General features: G+C 71.3%; 17 protein-coding genes. 14 read left to right on the top strand and 3 right to left on the bottom strand.

The window, feature by feature from the left end; all coding sequences use genetic code 11:
* From E6R62_RS09575 to E6R62_RS09620, 10 genes are all read left to right on the top strand, one after another.
* Entirely contained in the window at nucleotides 1–813 is an 813-nt protein-coding gene (locus tag E6R62_RS09575) for a TetR family transcriptional regulator (RefSeq protein ID WP_206308694.1), read from the top strand.
* A gap of 382 nt (nucleotides 814–1,195) precedes the next feature.
* Complete coding sequence (gene ccrA / locus E6R62_RS09580) at nucleotides 1,196–2,533, top strand: crotonyl-CoA carboxylase/reductase (RefSeq protein ID WP_136212897.1); 1,338 nt, start codon at nucleotides 1,196–1,198, stop codon at nucleotides 2,531–2,533.
* Between the two features lie 31 nt (nucleotides 2,534–2,564).
* Entirely contained in the window at nucleotides 2,565–4,616 is a 2,052-nt protein-coding gene (locus E6R62_RS09585; RefSeq protein WP_136212898.1) for a protein meaA, read from the top strand.
* Nucleotides 4,613–5,587 (top strand): CoA ester lyase, encoded by a 975-nt coding sequence (locus E6R62_RS09590; protein ID WP_136212899.1) that lies wholly within the window; start codon nucleotides 4,613–4,615, stop codon nucleotides 5,585–5,587. Before E6R62_RS09585 ends, E6R62_RS09590 begins: the two co-directional genes overlap by 4 nt.
* Nucleotides 5,588–5,591: 4 nt before the next feature.
* Nucleotides 5,592–6,104 carry a MaoC family dehydratase gene (locus E6R62_RS09595; protein ID WP_136212900.1) on the top strand — a complete coding sequence of 171 codons (513 nt, stop codon included), beginning with the start codon at nucleotides 5,592–5,594 and terminating at the stop codon, nucleotides 6,102–6,104.
* 5 nt (nucleotides 6,105–6,109) lie between these two features.
* Nucleotides 6,110–7,315, top strand: coding sequence for an acyl-CoA dehydrogenase family protein (locus E6R62_RS09600; protein ID WP_136212901.1), 1,206 nt, complete (start codon nucleotides 6,110–6,112; stop codon nucleotides 7,313–7,315).
* Nucleotides 7,316–7,500: 185 nt separating this feature from the next.
* Nucleotides 7,501–8,157, top strand: a complete 657-nt coding sequence (locus E6R62_RS09605) for a phosphatidylserine decarboxylase (RefSeq protein ID WP_136212902.1) — start codon at nucleotides 7,501–7,503, stop codon at nucleotides 8,155–8,157.
* A 64-nt stretch (nucleotides 8,158–8,221) separates the two neighbouring features.
* A complete protein-coding gene (pssA, locus tag E6R62_RS09610; protein ID WP_240801575.1) occupies nucleotides 8,222–9,004 on the top strand; it encodes a CDP-diacylglycerol--serine O-phosphatidyltransferase in 783 nt (260 codons plus the stop codon).
* A 150-nt stretch (nucleotides 9,005–9,154) separates the two neighbouring features.
* Nucleotides 9,155–10,636, top strand: a complete 1,482-nt coding sequence (locus E6R62_RS09615; RefSeq protein ID WP_136212904.1) for an AlkA N-terminal domain-containing protein — start codon at nucleotides 9,155–9,157, stop codon at nucleotides 10,634–10,636.
* 15 nt (nucleotides 10,637–10,651) lie between these two features.
* Nucleotides 10,652–11,179, top strand: a complete 528-nt coding sequence (locus E6R62_RS09620; protein ID WP_136212905.1) for a methylated-DNA--[protein]-cysteine S-methyltransferase — start codon at nucleotides 10,652–10,654, stop codon at nucleotides 11,177–11,179.
* On the opposite strand, the gene E6R62_RS09625 is transcribed toward E6R62_RS09620, so the two are convergent.
* Complete coding sequence (locus E6R62_RS09625; RefSeq protein ID WP_136212906.1) at nucleotides 11,176–11,604, bottom strand: hypothetical protein; 429 nt, start codon at nucleotides 11,602–11,604, stop codon at nucleotides 11,176–11,178. The genes E6R62_RS09620 and E6R62_RS09625 overlap by 4 nt on opposite strands.
* A 45-nt stretch (nucleotides 11,605–11,649) precedes the next feature.
* Nucleotides 11,650–12,150: an NUDIX hydrolase gene (locus E6R62_RS09630; protein WP_136212907.1), complete on the bottom strand. Its 501-nt coding sequence runs from the start codon at nucleotides 12,148–12,150 to the stop codon at nucleotides 11,650–11,652.
* A 292-nt stretch (nucleotides 12,151–12,442) separates the two neighbouring features.
* On the opposite strand from E6R62_RS09630, the gene E6R62_RS09635 reads away from it, so the two are divergent.
* On the top strand, nucleotides 12,443–13,591 hold the full coding sequence (locus E6R62_RS09635; protein ID WP_136212908.1) for a glycerate kinase: 1,149 nt from the start codon (nucleotides 12,443–12,445) through the stop codon (nucleotides 13,589–13,591).
* Between the two features lie 111 nt (nucleotides 13,592–13,702).
* Nucleotides 13,703–14,215 carry a GNAT family N-acetyltransferase gene (locus E6R62_RS09640; protein ID WP_136212909.1) on the top strand — a complete coding sequence of 171 codons (513 nt, stop codon included), beginning with the start codon at nucleotides 13,703–13,705 and terminating at the stop codon, nucleotides 14,213–14,215.
* 84 nt (nucleotides 14,216–14,299) lie between these two features.
* On the opposite strand, the gene E6R62_RS09645 is transcribed toward E6R62_RS09640, so the two are convergent.
* Nucleotides 14,300–14,905: a cysteine hydrolase family protein gene (locus tag E6R62_RS09645; RefSeq protein WP_136212910.1), complete on the bottom strand. Its 606-nt coding sequence runs from the start codon at nucleotides 14,903–14,905 to the stop codon at nucleotides 14,300–14,302.
* Nucleotides 14,906–15,016: 111 nt separating this feature from the next.
* On the opposite strand from E6R62_RS09645, the gene E6R62_RS09650 reads away from it, so the two are divergent.
* A complete protein-coding gene (locus E6R62_RS09650; protein ID WP_136212911.1) occupies nucleotides 15,017–16,003 on the top strand; it encodes a GlxA family transcriptional regulator in 987 nt (328 codons plus the stop codon).
* Nucleotides 16,000–18,792 carry a SpoIIE family protein phosphatase gene (locus tag E6R62_RS09655; RefSeq protein WP_136212912.1) on the top strand — a complete coding sequence of 931 codons (2,793 nt, stop codon included), beginning with the start codon at nucleotides 16,000–16,002 and terminating at the stop codon, nucleotides 18,790–18,792. The genes E6R62_RS09650 and E6R62_RS09655 overlap by 4 nt, the downstream gene beginning before the upstream one ends.
* Nucleotides 18,793–18,794 lie beyond the last annotated feature (2 nt).

Raw genomic sequence — 18,794 nt, forward strand, 5'->3', positions numbered from 1 at the left:
ATGTCCCAGCCCGCCAAGACCTCGCCCCGCGCCGCCACGGCGTCCGACGCCCCGGAGAGCGCGGCCGGCACCAAGGCGGCCGCTCAGCGGCTCAAGATGCGCCGCGAGCTGGCGGCGGCCGCCATGGAGCTGTTCGCGACGAAGGGGTACGAGGCCACGACGGTCGACGAGATCGCCGCGACCGCCGGGGTGGCCCGCCGGACCTTCTTCCGGCACTTCCGGTCCAAGGAAGAGGCGATCTTCCCGGACCACGACGACACCCTGACCCGGGCCGAGGCCGTCCTGGACGTGGCCCCGGCGCACGAGCACCCGCTCGACACGGTGTGCCGGGGGATCAAGGAAGTCATGAAGATGTACGCCGCCTCGCCCGCGGTGTCGGTGGAGCGCTACCGGCTCACCCGTGAGGTGCCGGCGCTGCGGGAGCGGGAGATCGCCTCCGTGGCCCGGTACGAGCGGCTCTTCACCCGCTACCTGCTCGCCCACTTCGACGAGCAGGACCACGCCGACGGCAACGACGACCCGCTGCTGGCGGAGGTCGCCGCCTCGGCGGTGGTCACGGCCCACAACCACGTGCTGCGGCGCTGGCTGCGCGCGGGCGGCCAGGGGGACGTGGAGGCGCAGTTGGACCACGCCTTCTCGATCGTGCGCAAGACCTTCGGTTCGGGGATCGGCGCGGGCCGCACCCTGACGGGCCCGCCGGCCGCGCCGGCGGCGGTGCGCACGGAGGGCGAGGTACTGGTGGCGGTGGCCCGGACGGACGCCCCGCTCGACGAGGTCATGCGGACCATCGAAGAGGCACTGAAGAACAAGTAGCGACTCTCGTCACACGGGCCGCCTCCCATTCGGGGGGCGGCCCTTCCGTTTGTCCGACTTGCCCCTACTCACCGGTAACTCTGATCGATCATCGCTCATCTGCGCAGGTCAAATGGCAAATGAGAGAAAGTTTTGGCACGCGGTGCCTTGCTGAGTGACACGGGGTGCCATACGTTGAAGTGGTCCGGATGTCCCCGCGGTCCACGTCCACCCGGCACGGATCGCGCCCCGGATGCCTGCGTCACCAGGCCCCGTACGCCCCACCACAGGCGTCGCCCGCACCACCGCTTTCGCCGGACCGACGGCACCACACCACACCCGTACCGCGCAGCCGCGTATCCCCTCAGCGCACCCTCATCAGCGCTTAGCCGGAGGCAACACCGTGAAGGACATCCTCGACGCGATCCAGTCGCAGGCCGCGACTGCCGCCGACTACGCGGCCCTGCCGCTCCCCGACTCGTACCGCGCGATCACCGTGCACAAGGACGAGGCGGAGATGTTCGCCGGGCTCACCACCCGCGAGAAGGACCCGCGCAAGTCCCTGCACCTCGACCAGGTCCCGGTCCCCGAACTCGGCCCGGGCGAGGCCCTGGTGGCCGTGATGGCCTCCTCGGTCAACTACAACTCCGTGTGGACCTCGATCTTCGAGCCGGTGTCCACCTTCAGCTTCCTGGAGCGTTACGGGCGCCTGTCGGAGCTGACCAAGCGCCACGACCTGCCCTACCACGTCATCGGCTCCGACCTCGCGGGCGTCGTGCTGCGCACCGGCCCCGGCGTCAACGCCTGGAAGCCGGGCGACGAGGTCGTCGCGCACTGCCTGTCGGTGGAGCTGGAGTCCTCCGACGGCCACAACGACACGATGCTCGACCCCGAGCAGCGGATCTGGGGCTTCGAGACCAACTTCGGCGGCCTCGCCGAGATCGCCCTGGTCAAGTCGAACCAGCTGATGCCCAAGCCCGAGCACCTCAGCTGGGAGGAGGCCGCCTCCCCCGGCCTGGTCAACTCCACCGCCTACCGCCAGCTGGTCTCCCGCAACGGCGCCGGGATGAAGCAGGGCGACAACGTCCTTATCTGGGGCGCCAGCGGCGGCCTCGGCTCCTACGCCACCCAGTTCGCCCTCGCCGGCGGCGCCAACCCCATCTGCGTGGTCTCCTCCCCGGAGAAGGCCGACATCTGCCGCTCCATGGGCGCCGAGGCCGTCATCGACCGCAACGCCGAGGGCTACAAATTCTGGAAGGACGAGCACACCCAGGACCCCAAGGAATGGAAGCGCTTCGGCAAGCGCATCCGCGAGCTGACCGGCGGCGAGGACATCGACATCGTCTTCGAGCACCCGGGCCGCGAGACCTTCGGCGCCTCCGTGTACGTCACCCGCAAGGGCGGCACCATCACCACCTGCGCCTCCACCTCCGGCTACATGCACGAGTACGACAACCGGTACCTGTGGATGTCGCTGAAGCGCATCATCGGCTCCCACTTCGCCAACTACCGCGAGGCCTGGGAGGCCAACCGCCTGATCGCCAAGGGCAAGATCCACCCCACCCTGTCGAAGGTCTACTCCCTGGAGGAGACCGGCCAGGCCGCCTACGACGTCCACCGCAACCTCCACCAGGGCAAGGTCGGCGTCCTCGCCCTCGCCCCCGAGGAGGGCCTCGGCGTCCGCGACCACGAGATGCGCGCCCAGCACCTCGACGCCATCAACCGCTTCCGCAACGTCTGAGACGTCCGAGGGCCCAGAGGGACAGCCTGAGATGACAGAGCGCCAGAAAGACCGTCCGTGGCTCATGCGGACGTACGCCGGCCACTCCACGGCCGAGGCGTCCAACGAGCTGTACCGCCGCAACCTCGCCAAGGGCCAGACCGGCCTGTCGGTCGCGTTCGACCTTCCGACGCAGACCGGTTACGACCCCGACCACATCCTCGCCCGCGGCGAGGTGGGCCGGGTCGGGGTCCCGGTCTCCCATCTGGGCGACATGCGACGACTGTTCCAGGACATCCCCCTGGAGCAGATGAACACCTCGATGACGATCAACGCCACGGCCATGTGGCTGCTGGCGCTCTATCAGGTGGCCGCCGAGGAGCAGGGCGCGGACGTCTCCAAGCTCCAGGGGACCACCCAGAACGACATCGTCAAGGAGTACCTCTCGCGCGGGACGCACGTCTTCCCGCCGGGACCCTCGCTCCGCCTGACGACGGACATGATCGCGTACACGGTCAACCACATACCGAAGTGGAACCCGATCAACATCTGCTCGTACCACCTCCAGGAGGCGGGGGCGACCCCGGTCCAGGAGATCTCGTACGCGATGTCGACCGCGATCGCCGTCCTGGACTCGGTGCGCGATTCCGGGCAGGTCCCGGAGGAACGTTTCGGTGAGGTCGTCGCCCGTATCTCCTTCTTCGTGAACGCGGGCGTCCGCTTCATCGAGGAGATGTGCAAGATGCGCGCCTTCGGCCGGATCTGGGACAAGGTCACCCGCGAGCGCTACGGCATCGAGGACGCCAAGCAGCGGCGCTTCCGGTACGGCGTCCAGGTCAACTCCCTCGGACTGACCGAGGCGCAACCGGAGAACAACGTCCAGCGCATCGTGCTGGAGATGCTCGCGGTCACCCTCTCCAAGGACGCCCGCGCCCGCGCGGTGCAGTTGCCGGCCTGGAACGAGGCGCTGGGCCTGCCCCGGCCCTGGGACCAGCAGTGGTCGCTGCGCATCCAGCAGGTCCTCGCGCACGAGAGCGACCTGCTGGAGTACGAGGACATCTTCGCCGGCTCCCACGTCATCGAGGCCAAGGTCGAGTCCCTGGTGGCGGAGTGCCTGGAGGAGATCGACCGGATCGAGGAGATGGGCGGCGCGATGGCCGCCGTCGAGTCCGGCTACCTCAAGTCCCGGCTCGTCTCCTCGCACGCCGAGCGACGGGCCCGGATCGAGGCCGGCGAAGACAAGATCGTCGGGGTCAACTGCTTCCAGCAGACCGAGGAGAACCCGCTCACCGCCGACCTGGACGGCGCCATCATGACGGTGGACGGGGCGGTGGAGGCGCAGATCGTCGAGCGCATCGGCCGCTGGCGCGCCGAGCGCGAGGAGTCCTCGATCCGCCAGGGCGAGGGCGACCCGTTCGTCTTCCCCACCACCCGGCAGGCGCTGGAGCGCCTCAAGGAGGCTGCGGCCGGTACCGAGAACCTGATGGAGGCCACCTTGGAGTGCGCCCGCGCCGGTGTCACCACCGGGGAGTGGGCGAACGCGCTCCGGGAGGTCTTCGGCGAGTTCCGCGCCCCGACCGGGGTCTCCTCGGCACCGGTGGCCGTCACCGCCGAGGAGGGCACCCCGATGGCCCTCGTCCGCGAGAAGGTCGCCCGGACGGCCGAGGAGCTCGGCTCCGGCCGGCTGCGCCTGCTGGTGGGCAAGCCGGGTCTGGACGGGCACTCCAACGGCGCCGAGCAGATCGCGGTTCGGGCCCGTGACGCGGGCTTCGAGGTGGTCTACCAGGGCATCCGGCTGACGCCCGAGGAGATCTCCTCCGCCGCGCTGGCCGAGGACGTGCACTGCGTGGGACTGTCCATCCTGTCCGGCTCGCACTGCGCGCTCGTCCCCGACGTGCTGGAGCGCCTGCGCCTCGCGGGGGCGGGCGACATACCCGTCATCGTGGGCGGCATCATCCCGAACGCCGACGCGGTGACACTGAAGGCGGCCGGAGTCGCCGCCGTGTTCACACCCAAGGACTTCGGCATCACGGAGATCATCGGCCGTATCGTCGACGAGATCCGCAAAGCGAACAAGCTCGACCCCATGGAGGTTCCCGCATGACCACGCCCGCTTCCCCGGTGAACCGGCTGCGACCGCGCCGCTCCTGCCTCGCGGTGCCGGGTTCGAACCCGCGTTTCCTGGAGAAGGCCCAGGGCCTGCCGGCCGACCAGGTCTTCCTCGACCTGGAGGACGCCTGCGCCCCGCTCGCCAAGGAGGGAGCGCGCCACACGATCGTGGACGCGCTGAACAACGGCGACTGGACCGGCAAGACCCGTGTGGTGCGCGTCAACGACTGGACCACCCACTGGACCTACCGCGACGTCATCACGGTCGTCGAGGGCGCCGGCCAGAACCTCGACTGCATCATGCTGCCGAAGGTGCAGGACGCCCAGCAGGTCGTGGCGCTCGACCTGCTGCTGACGCAGATCGAGAAGACCATGGGCTTCGAGGTCGGCAAGATCGGCATCGAGGCGCAGATCGAGAACGCCAAGGGCCTGGTGAACGTCGACGCGATCGCCGCCGCCTCGCCCCGGCTGGAGACCATCATCTTCGGGCCGGCCGACTTCATGGCCTCCATCAACATGAAGTCCCTGGTCGTGGGCATGCAGCCGCCCGGCTACCCGGCGGACGCCTACCACTACATCCTGATGCGCATCCTGATGGCGGCCCGTACGCACAACCTCCAGGCCATCGACGGCCCCTTCCTGCAGATCCGCGACGTGGACGCGTACCGCGAGGTCGCCGGGCGGGCCGCGGCCCTCGGCTTCGACGGCAAGTGGGTGCTGCACCCCGGACAGGTCGACGCGGCGAACGAGGTCTTCTCGCCCTCGCAGGAGGACTACGACCACGCCGAGCTGATCCTCGACGCGTACGACTGGTGCACCTCCGAGGCCGGCGGCAAGAAGGGCTCGGCCATGCTCGGCGACGAGATGATCGACGAGGCCAGCCGCAAGATGGCCCTGGTCATCGCGGGCAAGGGCCGCGCGGCGGGCATGCAGCGCACCAGCAAGTTCGAGATCCCGGAGGCGTAGGACCATGCAGTTCGGACGTACGTACGAGGAGTTCGAGGTCGGGGCGGTCTACAAGCACTGGCCCGGGAAGACGGTCACGGAGTACGACGACCACCTCTTCTGCCTGCTGACCATGAACCACCACCCGCTCCACATGGACGCCAATTACGCCGAGAACACCACCGACTTCGGCAAGAACGTGGTCGTCGGCAACTACATCTACTCGCTGCTGCTCGGCATGTCGGTCCCCGACGTCTCGGGGAAGGCCATCGCCAACCTGGAGATCGAGTCCCTGCGGCACGTGGCGCCGACCTTCCACGGCGACACCATCTACGGCGAGACCACGGTCCTCGACAAGACCCCCTCGAAGTCGAAGAACGACCGCGGGATCGTCTACGTGGAGACCAAGGGCTACAAGCAGGACGGCACCCTCGTCTGCGTCTTCCGCCGCAAGGTGATGGTCCCGACCGAGACGTACATCAAGGAGCGCGGCGGCGAGCAGCCCGGGCGCCCGCAGCTCAAGGAACAGGGGAAGTAAGAGCCATGACCCGACTTGCCCAGACCGCCGGCCTCAACGAGGTCCAGCGCGAGATCCTCAAGACGGTCCGCGAGTTCGTCGACAAGGAGATCATCCCGGTCGCGACCGAGCTGGAGCACCGCGACGAGTACCCGCAGCAGATCGTCGACGGTCTCAAGGAGCTCGGCCTGTTCGGGCTGATGATCCCGGAGGAGTACGGCGGTCTGGGTGAGTCGCTGCTCACCTACGCGCTGTGCGTCGAGGAGATAGCGCGCGGCTGGATGTCCGTCTCGGGCATCATCAACACCCACTTCATCGTGGCGTACATGCTCAAGCAGCACGGCACGCAGGAGCAGAAGGACCACTTCCTCCCGCGCATGGCGCTGGGCGAGGTGCGCGGCGCGTTCTCGATGTCCGAGCCGGGCCTGGGGTCGGACGTGTCGGCCATCACCTCGAAGGCGGTGAAGGACGGCGACGAGTACGTCCTGAACGGCCAGAAGATGTGGCTGACCAACGGAGGCACCTCCACGCTGGTGGCCGTCCTCGTCCGGAGTGACGAAGGACACCCGGAGGGCACCGCGCCCCACAAGTCGATGACGACCTTCCTGGTCGAGAAGGAGCCCGGCTTCGGGGAGGTCCGTCCGGGCCTGACCATCCCGGGCAAGATCGACAAGATGGGCTACAAGGGCGTCGACACGACCGAGCTCATCATGGACGGACTGCGCATTCCGGCCAATCGCGTCCTCGGCGGCCAGACCGGCCGAGGGTTTTACCAAATGATGGACGGCGTCGAGGTCGGTCGCGTCAACGTGGCCGCCCGTGGCTGCGGCGTCGCTCAGCGTGCGTTCGAGCTCGGTGTCTCCTATGCCCAGCAACGTCACACTTTCGGCAAGGCGATCGCCGAGCACCAGGCCATCCAGTTCAAGCTGGCCGAGATGGCTACCAAGGTCGAAGCCGCCCATGCGATGATGGTCAACGCAGCACGCAAAAAGGACTCCGGGGAACGAAACGACCTCGAAGCAGGGATGGCGAAGTACCTCGCCTCCGAGTACTGCAAGGAGGTGGTGGAAGACGCCTTCCGCATCCACGGCGGCTACGGGTTCTCGAAGGAGTACGAGATCGAGCGCCTGTACCGGGAAGCCCCGATGCTGCTGATCGGTGAAGGTACCGCCGAGATCCAGAAAATGATCATCGGGCGACGCCTGCTCGAGGAGTACCGACTCCAGGGCTGAAAGTACCTTTTATGGTGAATCGCTCGACGATTTTCCGCAGAAGGATCACTGGCAGTCACTGGCCGACGGCCATCGACTCGGCTTCTGGCTTGCCCAGTTGTTGCGCGCAACCGATAGCATTCCAGTAAAGCCGCCGTCCCGTCCCCCCGTTTGCGGCGCGGCATCACCCGCTACGAAGGTCATCCATGCCCCACAGCCAAACCTCTGCACCTCGCGTCGGCCTCCTCGGTGGACGCCTCGCGCGCGGAGCATCGCCGTGGCTCCTGCCGACCGTCGCCACCGCGGCGCTCAGCCTCACCCGGGCCCGCAAGTCCGGACGCTGGGCCGCGGCGGCCGTGCCCGCCACCGCTCTCGCGGCGGGCATGCTGTGGTTCTTCCGCGACCCCGAGCGCGAAATCGCCCAGGGCCGCGTCATCTCGCCCGCCGACGGCGTGGTGCAGAGCATCATGCCGTGGAAGGACGGGCGCACGCGCGTCGCGATCTTCATGAGCCCCCTGAACGTCCACGTCAACCGTGCGCCCCTGGCCGGCACGGTGACGTCCGTGGAGCACATCCCCGGCGGGTTCGTCCCGGCGTTCAACAAGGAGAGCGAGAACAACGAGCGCGTCGTCTGGCACTTCGACACCGAGCTCGGCGACATCGAGATGGTGCAGATCGCCGGTGCCGTGGCGCGTCGCATCGTCCCCTACCTGCCGGCCGGCACCAAGGTGGAGCAGGGCGAACGCATCGGTCTGATCCGCTTCGGCTCGCGCGTCGACATCTACCTCCCCGAGGGCGTCGAGGTCGCGGTCGAGGTCGGTCAGGCCACCACCGCGGGGGTGACCCGAATTGACCGTGACTGACCCTGAGACCCCTGCCACAGGCTGGGTACCCGAGGCGAAGGACGAGGACGCGGACGCGGAAGACATGCCGCTCTCCCTGCGGCTGTCGATAGCGGACACCCTCACCCTCGGTAACGCGACCTGCGGATTCATGGCGGTGTACTTCACCACCACCGGGATCCTCATCCCGCACCTGACCGGAAGCGGCGAGTCGGGCATGGCCCGGCACAGCGCGGCGACGGCGGTGATACTGATGCTGCTCGCGGCGGTCTTCGACCTCTTCGACGGCATCGTGGCCCGCAAGCTGCGCAGCTCGCCGATGGGCGCGGAGCTGGACAACCTGTCGGACCTGATCAGCTTCGGTCTGGCGCCGGCGTACTTCGTGCTGGTGTACGGCATGGTCGCGGACGACGCGCACCAGAAGATGTCGGCACTGGCGGCGATCGTGGTCCTCCTCGCCGTCGTCCTGCGCCTGGCGAGATTCAGCTGCGTGACGATGAAGGACGGCATGTTCCAGGGCATGCCGAGCCCCTTCGGAGCCCTGACGGTCGTGTCCGTCGTGCTGCTGGGGTTGCCCTTCATCCCGACGCTCCTGGCGATCATCGGGGTGGCGTGGCTGATGGTGAGCCGCGTCGAGTATCCCAAGCCGCGGGGAGTCCTCGCGGTGGCGATGCTGAGCTGGATCGTCGGAGCGATGGGCTTGCTGGCGGCCTGGGCGTTCGACGCCCCGGGTGGTCAGCTCCTGCTCCAGACCGGCTGCGCGCTGCAGATCGCCCTGGCGGCGACGATCCCGCTGTTCGCGACGACCCGTCGCGCGAACACGTTCCGGCACAACCGCCGGGAGGCGCGGGCGGCGCAGCTGCCGTAGCGCTGTCCGCTGATTTTCCAGGGCAAGGGCCCCCGATCGCTCCGGCGACCGGGGGCCCTCCCGTTTCCCCACGTCCGATCGCCCGGGACGGCTACGCTTGATGTCGGAAAACCGCCAGCCCCGCACGGGACCGGCCGGGATGCTGGAGCCATGTACACCGACACCGACCGCTGCGTGAGGGCCGTGCAGTCGAAGGACGCCCGCTTCGACGGCTGGTTCTTCACCGCCGTCCGGACCACCGGGATCTACTGCCGGCCGAGCTGCCCCGCCGTGCCGCCCAAGGTCGAGAACATGACCTTCCTGCCCAGCGCCGCCGCCTGCCAGCAGGCCGGGTACCGGGCCTGCAAGCGGTGTCGGCCGGACACCAGCCCCGGCTCCCCCGAGTGGAACGCCCGCGCCGACGCGGTCGCCCGGGCCATGCGGCTCATCCAGGACGGCGTGGTCGACCGCGAGGGCGTACCGGGGCTGGCCGCCCGGCTCGGCTACTCCACGCGCCAGGTCGAGCGGCAGCTCAACGCCGAGCTCGGCGCCGGGCCCCTCGCCCTCGCCAGGGCGCAGCGCGCCCAGACCGCCCGGCTGCTCATCGAGACCTCCGCCCTCCCCATGGGCGACGTCGCCTTCGCCGCCGGGTTCGCCTCCATCCGGGCCTTCAACGACACCGTCCGCGAGGTCTTCGCCCTCTCCCCGAGCGAGCTGCGCACCCGCTCCGCCAAGGCCCACCTCGACCAGCCGCGCATCCCCGGCACGATCAGCCTGCGGCTCCCCTTCCGGGCGCCCCTCAATCCCGACAACCTCTTCGGCCACCTGGCCGCGACCGCGGTCCCCGGCGTCGAGGAGTGGCGCGGCGGCGCGTACCGCCGGACCCTGCGGCTCCCGTACGGCACCGGCGTGGTCGCGCTCGCCCCGCGACCGGACCACATCGCCTGTCAGCTGGCCCTGACGGACCTGCGGGACCTCACGATCGCCATCAGCCGTTGCCGTTGGATGCTGGACCTCGACGCCGATCCCGAGGCCGTCGACGAGCAGCTCCGCTCGGACCCCCTGTTGGCCCCGCTCGTCGACAAGGCGCCGGGGCGCCGGGTTCCCCGTACCGTCGACGCGGCCGAGTTCGCCGTACGGGCCGTGCTCGGGCAGCAGGTGTCCACCGCCGCGGCCCGTACCCACGCGGCCCGGTTGGTCACCGCGCACGGCGAGCCGGTGGCGGACCCCGACCCCGAGGGCGGGCTCACCCACCTGTTCCCGTCCCCGCAGGCCTTGGCCGCGCTGGACCCGCGGTCGCTCGCCCTGCCGCGCAGCCGTCGCGCGACCCTCGCCACCCTGGTCTCGGGCCTCGTGGACGGCTCGCTCCCCCTGGGTGTCGACAGCGACTGGGAGGCGGCCCGCGCGCGGCTGGGAGCGCTGCCCGGCTTCGGTCCGTGGACGACCGAGGTCATCGCGATGCGGGCCCTCGGCGACCCGGACGCGTTCCTCCCCTCCGACCTGGGGGTCCGGCGCGCCGCGGCCGGGCTGGGGTTGCCCTCCACGCCCGCCGCGCTCACCGCGCGGGCGGCGGGCTGGCGGCCCTGGCGCGCGTACGCCGTCCAGTACCTGTGGGCCACCGACAGCCACCCGATCAACCACTTGCCCGTCTGAGGAGCGCGACCAGTCATGAACAGCAGCAGCAAGCAGCACACCGTCGTCGACAGCCCCTACGGCCCCCTCACCCTCGTCGCCACGGACGCTGTCCTCAGCGGCCTCTACATGGTCGGCCAGCGGCACCGCCCGCAGGAGGAGTCCTTCGGCGAACGGGTCTCACCGGCCGAGGAACCCTTCCCCGAAGTGGTGCGACAGCTGAACGCGTACTTCGCCGGCGAGCTCACCGAGTTCACCGTCCCCGTCCGGCTGGAGGGCACGGCCTTCCAGCGCAGCGTGTGGGAACAACTCGTCCGCATCCCCTACGGACGTACCTGGTCCTACGGTGAACTGGCCGCGCGGCTCGGCAAGCCCGGGGCCTCGCGGGCCGTGGGCCTGGCCAACGGCAAGAACCCGGTCGGCATCATCGTGCCCTGCCACCGCGTGATCGGAGCCTCGGGCGCCATGACCGGCTACGGCGGCGGCCTCGACCGCAAGGTCCGGCTGCTGGCCTTCGAGGCCGGCGAGCGGTCCCTGCCGGTGGCGCCCGCCCCCGCCCGCTAGACGACCGCGAGCGGGACCAGCAGGGCGAAGCCGGCGCCCGCCTCGACCGCGTAGCCGTACAGGGAGGGGTGCTGGACGGGCGCGGCGAGCAGGACCACGCTGCGCTGCTCGGCCGCCGCCGCGACCCACTGCGCGTCGGCGCCGAGCTTGCCCTGGTACCAGCCCTCGCAGCTGCCGGGGCCGGTGACGGCGAGCAGGTCGTCCTCTCGGCGGTAGAAGGCCTGCCAGTCGGTGGCCGGGACCGACCAGGCCTCGAAGTCGGCGAACTCGGCCCAGCCGCCGTCGCGTATCGCGCCGTCGAACAGCCAGACCGGCGCGCCCTCGGGCGTGACCTCGCCCCCGGCCTGCTCGTCGGTGGTGAAGTGGACCATGGGAAGGGCGTCCGGCCCGTCGGCCGTACTCGGCCAGGCATACATCGTGATCATGTGCTGCATTCTGTCCTGGTCGAAGTAGGCCTCGTACAACGGGCGTTACGCCTCCGCCGGACGGCGGCCGTTCTCCAGCTCGACGGCGCTCGCCCCCGACTCCAGCACCCGGTAAGCCTCTTGGACCCGGCGGGCGAGCGACGCGAGGAGGTACGTCGGCAGGTCCTCGGGCGCGACCATCTTCCAGGAGAGCAGCTCCTCTTCCTGGAGCCTGACCGAGGCGAGCTGTTCGGCGTCGAGCACACCGCCGTCGTAGAGGTACGCGACCAGAGGGGGACGGCCCACGCCCACGCTCCAGTCGACGGCGAGGAGCCGGCCGAGCGGCTTGTCGATGCCGATCTCCTCGGCGCTCTCGCGTCGGGCGGCGGTCCGGGGCGACTCGTTCCGGTCGGACTCGACGGTGCCGCCCGGCAGGGCCCAGCCCTCACGGTAGTTGGGCTCGACGAGGAGCACCCGGCCCTCGGCGTCCCGGAAGAGGGCGGCCGCACCGGCCAGCACCCGGGGCAGGCTCGCGATGTAGGTGGCGTAGTCATCCGTGGTCGTCACGTCCGCCACCCTACCCAGGCCTTCCCACGCGGGTCGTGCCCGGTCAAGCCCCGATCCGCTGACCACCCCCGCGGCGGGCCGGCGCCGTCGCACCCGTCGACCGTCGCCGCGGCGGCACGGACGTGTCCCTGCCGTGAATCCGCGTCCAGGCGGCCACACTATGCAGGGTTATGTCCCCCTTTGGCGGCACGCGCGCCGTGTGTGACCCAGGCCACCCATGGGCATAGGAGGATCCTCCGGATAGGCTCATGGGGGCGCGACTGCACTGTTCGATAGCAAGGGATCAGCAAAGGTGACGGACGGAGCAGTAACTGAGGCCGCGCGCGTACTCATCGCCGCGGACAAATTCAAGGGCTCGCTCACGGCCGTACAGGTCGCGGAGCGGGTGACGGCAGGCCTTCGCAAGGCCGTACCGGGCGTGGAGATCGAGACCCTCCCCGTCGCGGACGGCGGCGACGGTACGGTCGCGGCCGCCGTGGCGGCCGGTTTCGAACGCCGTGAGGTGCGGGTCACCGGACCCCTCGGCGACCAGGTCACGGCCGCTTTCGCGCTGCGCGACGGAACCGCCGTGGTCGAGATGGCGGAGGCCTCCGGGCTCCAGTTGCTCCCCCGGGGAGTCTTCGCCCCGCTGACGGCGACCACGTACGGCTCCGGCGAGCTGCTCAAGGCCGCCTTGGACGCGGGCGCGCGGTCGATCGTCTTCGGCGTGGGCGGCAGCGCCACCACGGACGGCGGCGCGGGCATGCTCGCGGCCCTCGGCGCGGTGTTCCTGGACGCGAACGGCGAACCGGTCGGCCCGGGCGGCGGGGCGCTCGCCTCCCTGGCGTCGGCGGACCTGTCCGGCATCGACCCCCGCTTCGCGGACGTCGACCTCGTGTTGGCGAGCGATGTGGACAACCCGCTGACGGGCCCGAAGGGCGCCCCGGCGGTGTACGGCCCGCAGAAGGGGGCCACCCCCGAGGACGTGGCGACGCTGGACGCGGCGCTGGCGCACTTCGCGGTGGTGCTGGAGAAGGCGATCGGCGCCAAGGCCGCCGAGTGCGCGGTGCTTCCGGGTGCCGGTGGCGCGGGCGGCATCGGCTACGGGGCACTGCTGCTCGGGGCGACGTTCCGTCCCGGTATCGAGCTGATGCTGGAGGTGCTGGGCTTCGCCCCGGCGCTGGAGCGCGCCACACTGGTCATCACCGGCGAGGGTTCACTGGACGAGCAGACCCTGCACGGCAAGGCCCCGGCGGGTGTCGCCGCCGCGGCCCGGGCGGCCGGCAAGGAGGTCGTGGCGGTCTGCGGGCGGCTGCTGCTGAAGCAGGAGGCGTTGAGCGCGGCCGGCATCCGGCGGGCGTACCCGCTGACGGAGATCGAGCCGGACCCCGCCAAGTGCATCGCGAACGCCGGTCCGCTGCTGGAGCAGGTGGCGGCCGAGATCGCGGCCGACGTGCTCTGACCTTCCGGACGCGACAGAGGGCCGGTTCCCGACCGGAGCCGGCCCTCCCGCGTTTCCGGGGCGAGGGAAATCGGGGCGCGCCACGGCGGTCGTCACTGGTAGGCAGGGCTCATGGAGGAAGTGAGCACCGATCCGATCCCGACCCCCCGCCTGCTGCTGCGCCCCCTCGACCGGGCCGGGGCCCGTCGCGTCCTCGCCGGCCGTCCCGGCCCGGCGGACCGCTGGGGGCCCGGGTATCCGGACGCCGGGGACCGGGCAGGCGCCGAGAGGTTCCTGCGGGTGCTCGCCGAACACGGCGATCCCGGGCCGTTCGGGGCGTACGAGATCCTGCTCCGACCCGACGGGGTGACCATCGGCGGGGCCGGCTTCCACGGCCCCGCGGACGCCCGTGGCCGGGTCACCGTCGGCTATGGCCTGGTCCCGGCCGCGCGGGGGCTGGGCTACGCCGCGGAGGCCTTGCGCGGGCTCCTGGAGCACGCCCGGCGCCACGGGGCGCGCGGCGTGGACGGCGATACCGACCTGACGAACACCGCGTCCCAGCGGGTGATGGCCGCCGCGGGGATGCAGTGCGTGCGCCGGGACGGGCGCTTGCGGTACTACGCGGTGAGCTGGACGGCGCGGTGACGGACCACGCGGTGAGCCGGACGGCGCGGTGACCGACACGCGGTGACGGATCACGCCGTGAGTCGGACCCCGCGATGAGTCGGACTACGCGGTGAGCCGGTCCCGGGCCGCCGCGAGGACCTGCGCCGTGGTGACGACGCGGGCGAAGCCGCCGCCGTGGAGGTTGACGGCGGTGGCCGTCGCCAGCTCGTCGGCGCTCAGGCGGGTGCCGGCCGGGCCCGCGAGGTCGAAGGTGTGGGTGGCGTCCAGGGGGACGAGGACGTCGTAGCCGAGGTTCCCCGCCATCCGGGCGGTGGTCTCGACGCACATGTTGGTCTGGATGCCGGCGAGCACCAGCTGTCCGATGCCCCGGGCGGTGAGCCATTCGGCCAGGTCGGGGGTGCCGTAGAAGGACGAGTTCACCGTCTTCGTGATGTGTAGCGCGGCCGCCTCGCGGCGCTCCTCGACGAAGTCCTTGAACGCGTGGCCGGGCTGGTCGGGGGCGAGGACGGAGCCGCTTCGCGAGGAGGCGTGCCGGACCAGCACCACCGGGCGCCCGGACCGCTGCCAGGCGTCCATCAGGGCGGCCGTGTTCGCCTCGGCGGCCGGGTTGTTGCGCGGCCCCCAGAAGGCCTCGTCGTCGAAGCCCTTCTGCACGTCGATGACCAGCAGGGCGCTGTTCGGGGCGATCTCGATCTCGTTCGTCGTCATGGCTCCATCGTGTCCGCGCCGGCCCCGCGCCGACAGGGCCGGCGGCGCCCCGAACCGATGAGATCCTGCCAGGTTGGCAGCCATGGGCACGGACTCTGCGACGATCGGGGCATGCAGCGCGTCGCGATCGTCATCCAGCCCGGCATCAGGGCCTTCGACCTCGCCGTCATCACCGAGGTCTGGGGTCCCGACCGCAGCCGCTCCGGGGTCCCGCCCTTCGAACTGCGCCGTTGCGCGTCGACGCCCGATCCGGTGGCCCTTCCCGGCGGGATCACGCTCACCCCCGACCGGGGCCTCGACTGGCTCGCCGAGGCCGACCTGGTCGTCGTACCGGCGCTCGCGGAGCCCGACGACCCGAGCCCCGGGCCGGTCCTGGCCGCCTTGCGGGAGGCGCACGCCCGGGGCGTGCCGGTGGCCGCGCTGTGCGCCGGGGCGTTCGTCCTGGCCGAGGCGGGGCTGCTGGAGGGCCGCCGCGCGGTGACGCACTGGTGGCTGGCCCCGCGGCTGGCCGCCCGCTACCCCGGCACCCTGGTGGAGGAGGCACCGCTGTACGTGGAGGACGGAGGTATCTGGACCTCCGCCGGAGTGGCCTCCGGCATCGACCTGTGCCTGCACCTGGTGCGCGAGGCCCACGGCGCGGAGGTCGCCGCCGCGGTCGCCCGCTCCATGGTGACGGGCCCCTTCCGCACCGGGGACCACGCCCAGTACCTCGACCGGCCCACCCCGGCCGCCGACCGCACCGCGGAGGCGCTGGCAGCCGTACGGGAGCGGGCGCTGCGGCGGCTGCACGAACCGCTGGACGTGGCCACCCTGGCCGGCTGGGCGGGGATGTCGCCGCGCTCCTTCGCCCGGCACTTCGCCGCCGCGACGGGCACCACCCCGCACAAGTGGCTGCTCGGCCACCGCCTCGACGCGGCCCGTCGACTGCTGGAGCGCACGGACCATCCGGTCCCCGAGGTGGCCCGCCGGGCCGGGTTCGCGAGCGAGGTCACCTTCCGCCAGCACTTCACCGCCCACGTCGGGCAGAGTCCGCGCGCCTACCGTGCGGCGGCGGCCGCCATCCCAAATCATCGCGACAGTGTTAGAAATGGCTCATGACCGGACGTTCGGGTCGACCCAGGGGATCGCCGCCGGCGGGCCGCCCCTCGGGCCTGCTCGCGCGCTTCGCGCACTTTCCCGGGAGCGTCGCGGGCCAGGTGTTCCTGCTACAGGCCGTGATCGTGCTGGTGCTGATCACGGCGGCCACGCTGGCCCTGGTGTTCCAGTCCCGGTACGACAGCGACCGCGACGCCCGCAACCGTTCGCTCGCGGCCGCCGAGGCCTTCGCCCATGCTCCCGGCCTGACCGCCGCGCTGCGCTCGCCAGACCCGTCGGCCGAGCTCCAACCCTTGGCCGACGCCGCCCGACGCGCCTCCGGGATCGACTTCATCGCCGTGCTGAGCAAGGACGGCGTCCGCTACACCGACGCCCGGCCCGATCTCATCGGCAAGCGCGCGACCGGTGACCTCTCGCGCGCGCAGCACGGGGAGGCGTTCACCGAGGCATTCAAGGGCGCCCCCAGCGACGCGGTGCGCGCGGTGGTCCCCGTACGGGACTCCTCGGGGGCCGTCGTGGGACTGGTGTCCACCGGCATCGAGATCGCGAACGTCGGGGAGGTGGTCGGCAAGCAGTTGCCCCTGCTCCTCGGCGCGGCGGCGGGCGCCCTGCTGTTGGGCACCGGCGGCGCGGCACTGGTCAGCCGCAGGCTGCGGCGTCAGACCCGGGGCCTGGGCGAAGCCGAGATGACCCGGATGAACGAGCACCACGAAGCGGTCCTGCACGCCGTGCGCGAGGGCGTGCTGATCATCGGCGCGGACCACCGGCTGGTCCTGGCCAACGACGAGGCTCGGCGGCTGCTGAACCTGCCCCCGGACGCCGAACAGCGGCACGTCACCGACCTCGGTCTGGACCCCCGGACGGCGGACCTGCTCGTCTCCGGACGGACCGTCACGGACGAGGTCCACCTCTCGGGGGACCGCCTCCTCGCCGTCAACGTGCGGCCCACCAAGCCGTACCGGGGCATGCCGTCCGGCAGCGTCATGACGCTGCGCGACTCCACCGAGCTGGCCGCGCTCTCCGGCCGCGCCGACGTGGCCCGCGGGCGGCTCCAGCTGCTGTACGACGCGGGGGTGCGGATCGGTACCACCCTGGACGTGGTGCGCACGGCCGAGGAGCTGTCGGAGGTGGCCGTTCCGCGGTTCGCGGACTTCGTCACCGTCGAGCTGCTGGAACCGGTGCTGCACGGCGAGGAACCCTCGACGCTGTCGGGCGTGTACACCGAGATGCGCCGGGCGGCGATGAGCGGGGTCCGCTCCGACCAGCCGTTGCAGCCGGTCGGCGAGATCATCCGGTTCGTGGTGCCGACCGCCCCGATGGCCGCGGCCCTGGCCGCCGGACGGGCGGTGCTGGCGGCGGATCTGAACACCGCCTTCGGCTGGCGGGCCCAGGACTCCGAGGGCACCCGGCTGGCGCTGGAGTACGGGCTGCACTCGCTGATCTCGGTGCCGTTGCAGGCGCGCGGCGTGGTGCTGGGCATGGCCAACTTCTGGCGGGCCGACACCCCGGACGCCTTCGACGAGGAGGACCTGTCCTTCGCCGAGGAGTTGGGGGCGCGCGCGGCCGTCTCGATCGACAACGCCCGCCGTTTCACCCGCGAGCACGCCACGGCGGTGACGCTCCAGCGCAGCCTGCTGCCCCGGGTGTTGCCGGAGCTGAGCGCGGTGGACGTCGCGTTCCGCTACCTGCCCGCGCAGGCGGGGGTGGGTGGCGACTGGTTCGACGTGATCCCGTTGCCGGGCGCCCGGGTGGCGCTGGTGGTCGGCGACGTGGTCGGGCACGGGGTGCACGCCGCGGCGACGATGGGCCGGCTGCGCACCGCCGTGCACAACTTCTCGACGCTGGACCTGCCGCCCGACGAGTTGCTGGGGCACCTGGACGAGCTGATCGACCGGATCGACCGGGACGAGACCGGCTCCGCCGGGGAGTCCGGGGACGGGGGCGACGATCCGGCCGGCGTCACCGGCGCGACCTGCCTGTACGCCGTCTACGACCCGGTCTCCGGCCGCTGCTCGGTGGCGAGCGCGGGGCATCCCGGCCCCGCGCTCGTCCACCCGGACGGCCGGGTGGAGTTCCCCGAACTGCCGACAGGGCTGCCGCTGGGCGTGGGCGGGATGCCTTTCGAGACGGCCGAGCTGCGGCTGCCGGAGGGCAGCCGGCTCGCCCTGTTCACGGACGGGTTGCTGGAGGACCGCGACCGCGACTTCGACACCGGACTGGAGCTGCTCGAGGGGGCGCTGTCGGCCACCGGGCGCACCCCGGAGCAGGCGTGTGCGGACGTGTTGGCGGCGCTGCTGTTCCCCTCGCCCAGCGACGACATCGCCCTGCTGGTCGCCGACACCCGGCTGCTGGACGCGGACCGGATCGCGGAATGGGAGGTGCCGGACGACCCGGTGGCCGTCTCGCGGGTGCGCAACGCCGGTTCGGCGCAGCTCCAGGCCTGGGGGCTGGAGGAGATCGCGTTCACCGCGGAGCTGATCCTCAGCGAGCTGGTCACCAACGCCATCCGGTACGGCTCCGAGCCCATCCGGGTGCGGCTGTTGCGCGACCGCAGCCTGATCTGCGAGGTGTCCGACGGCAGCAGCACCTCCCCGCACCTGCGGTACGCGGCCTCCACGGACGAGGGCGGTCGCGGCCTGTTCCTGGTCGCGCAGTACGCCGAACGGTGGGGCACCCGTTACACCGAGCGGGGGAAGGTCATCTGGGCGGAGCTGCCGCTGACGGGCGGCAGCGCGGAGCCGCTGGCGGCGCTCACCCTGGACCTGGACGAGCTGGAGGGCCTCGCCTGGTGACG

The sequence above is a fragment of the Streptomyces sp. A1136 genome (assembly GCF_004795055.1).
Classification (GTDB): domain Bacteria; phylum Actinomycetota; class Actinomycetes; order Streptomycetales; family Streptomycetaceae; genus Streptomyces.

Excerpts from the sequence above, each read along its gene's own strand:
- E6R62_RS09575 (WP_206308694.1), top strand. The coding sequence starts at position 1 with ATGTCCCAGCCCGCCAAGACCTCGCCCCGCGCCGCCACGGCGTCCGAC.
- E6R62_RS09585 (WP_136212898.1), top strand. The coding sequence starts at position 2,565 with ATGACAGAGCGCCAGAAAGACCGTCCGTGGCTCATGCGGACGTACGCC.
- E6R62_RS09590 (WP_136212899.1), top strand. The coding sequence starts at position 4,613 with ATGACCACGCCCGCTTCCCCGGTGAACCGGCTGCGACCGCGCCGCTCC.
- E6R62_RS09595 (WP_136212900.1), top strand. The coding sequence starts at position 5,592 with ATGCAGTTCGGACGTACGTACGAGGAGTTCGAGGTCGGGGCGGTCTAC.
- E6R62_RS09600 (WP_136212901.1), top strand. The coding sequence starts at position 6,110 with ATGACCCGACTTGCCCAGACCGCCGGCCTCAACGAGGTCCAGCGCGAG.
- E6R62_RS09605 (WP_136212902.1), top strand. The coding sequence starts at position 7,501 with ATGCCCCACAGCCAAACCTCTGCACCTCGCGTCGGCCTCCTCGGTGGA.
- pssA (WP_240801575.1), top strand. The coding sequence starts at position 8,222 with ATGCCGCTCTCCCTGCGGCTGTCGATAGCGGACACCCTCACCCTCGGT.
- E6R62_RS09615 (WP_136212904.1), top strand. The coding sequence starts at position 9,155 with ATGTACACCGACACCGACCGCTGCGTGAGGGCCGTGCAGTCGAAGGAC.
- E6R62_RS09620 (WP_136212905.1), top strand. The coding sequence starts at position 10,652 with ATGAACAGCAGCAGCAAGCAGCACACCGTCGTCGACAGCCCCTACGGC.
- E6R62_RS09625 (WP_136212906.1), bottom strand. The coding sequence starts at position 11,604 with ATGATCACGATGTATGCCTGGCCGAGTACGGCCGACGGGCCGGACGCC.
- E6R62_RS09640 (WP_136212909.1), top strand. The coding sequence starts at position 13,703 with ATGGAGGAAGTGAGCACCGATCCGATCCCGACCCCCCGCCTGCTGCTG.
- E6R62_RS09645 (WP_136212910.1), bottom strand. The coding sequence starts at position 14,905 with ATGACGACGAACGAGATCGAGATCGCCCCGAACAGCGCCCTGCTGGTC.
- E6R62_RS09650 (WP_136212911.1), top strand. The coding sequence starts at position 15,017 with ATGCAGCGCGTCGCGATCGTCATCCAGCCCGGCATCAGGGCCTTCGAC.
- E6R62_RS09655 (WP_136212912.1), top strand. The coding sequence starts at position 16,000 with ATGACCGGACGTTCGGGTCGACCCAGGGGATCGCCGCCGGCGGGCCGC.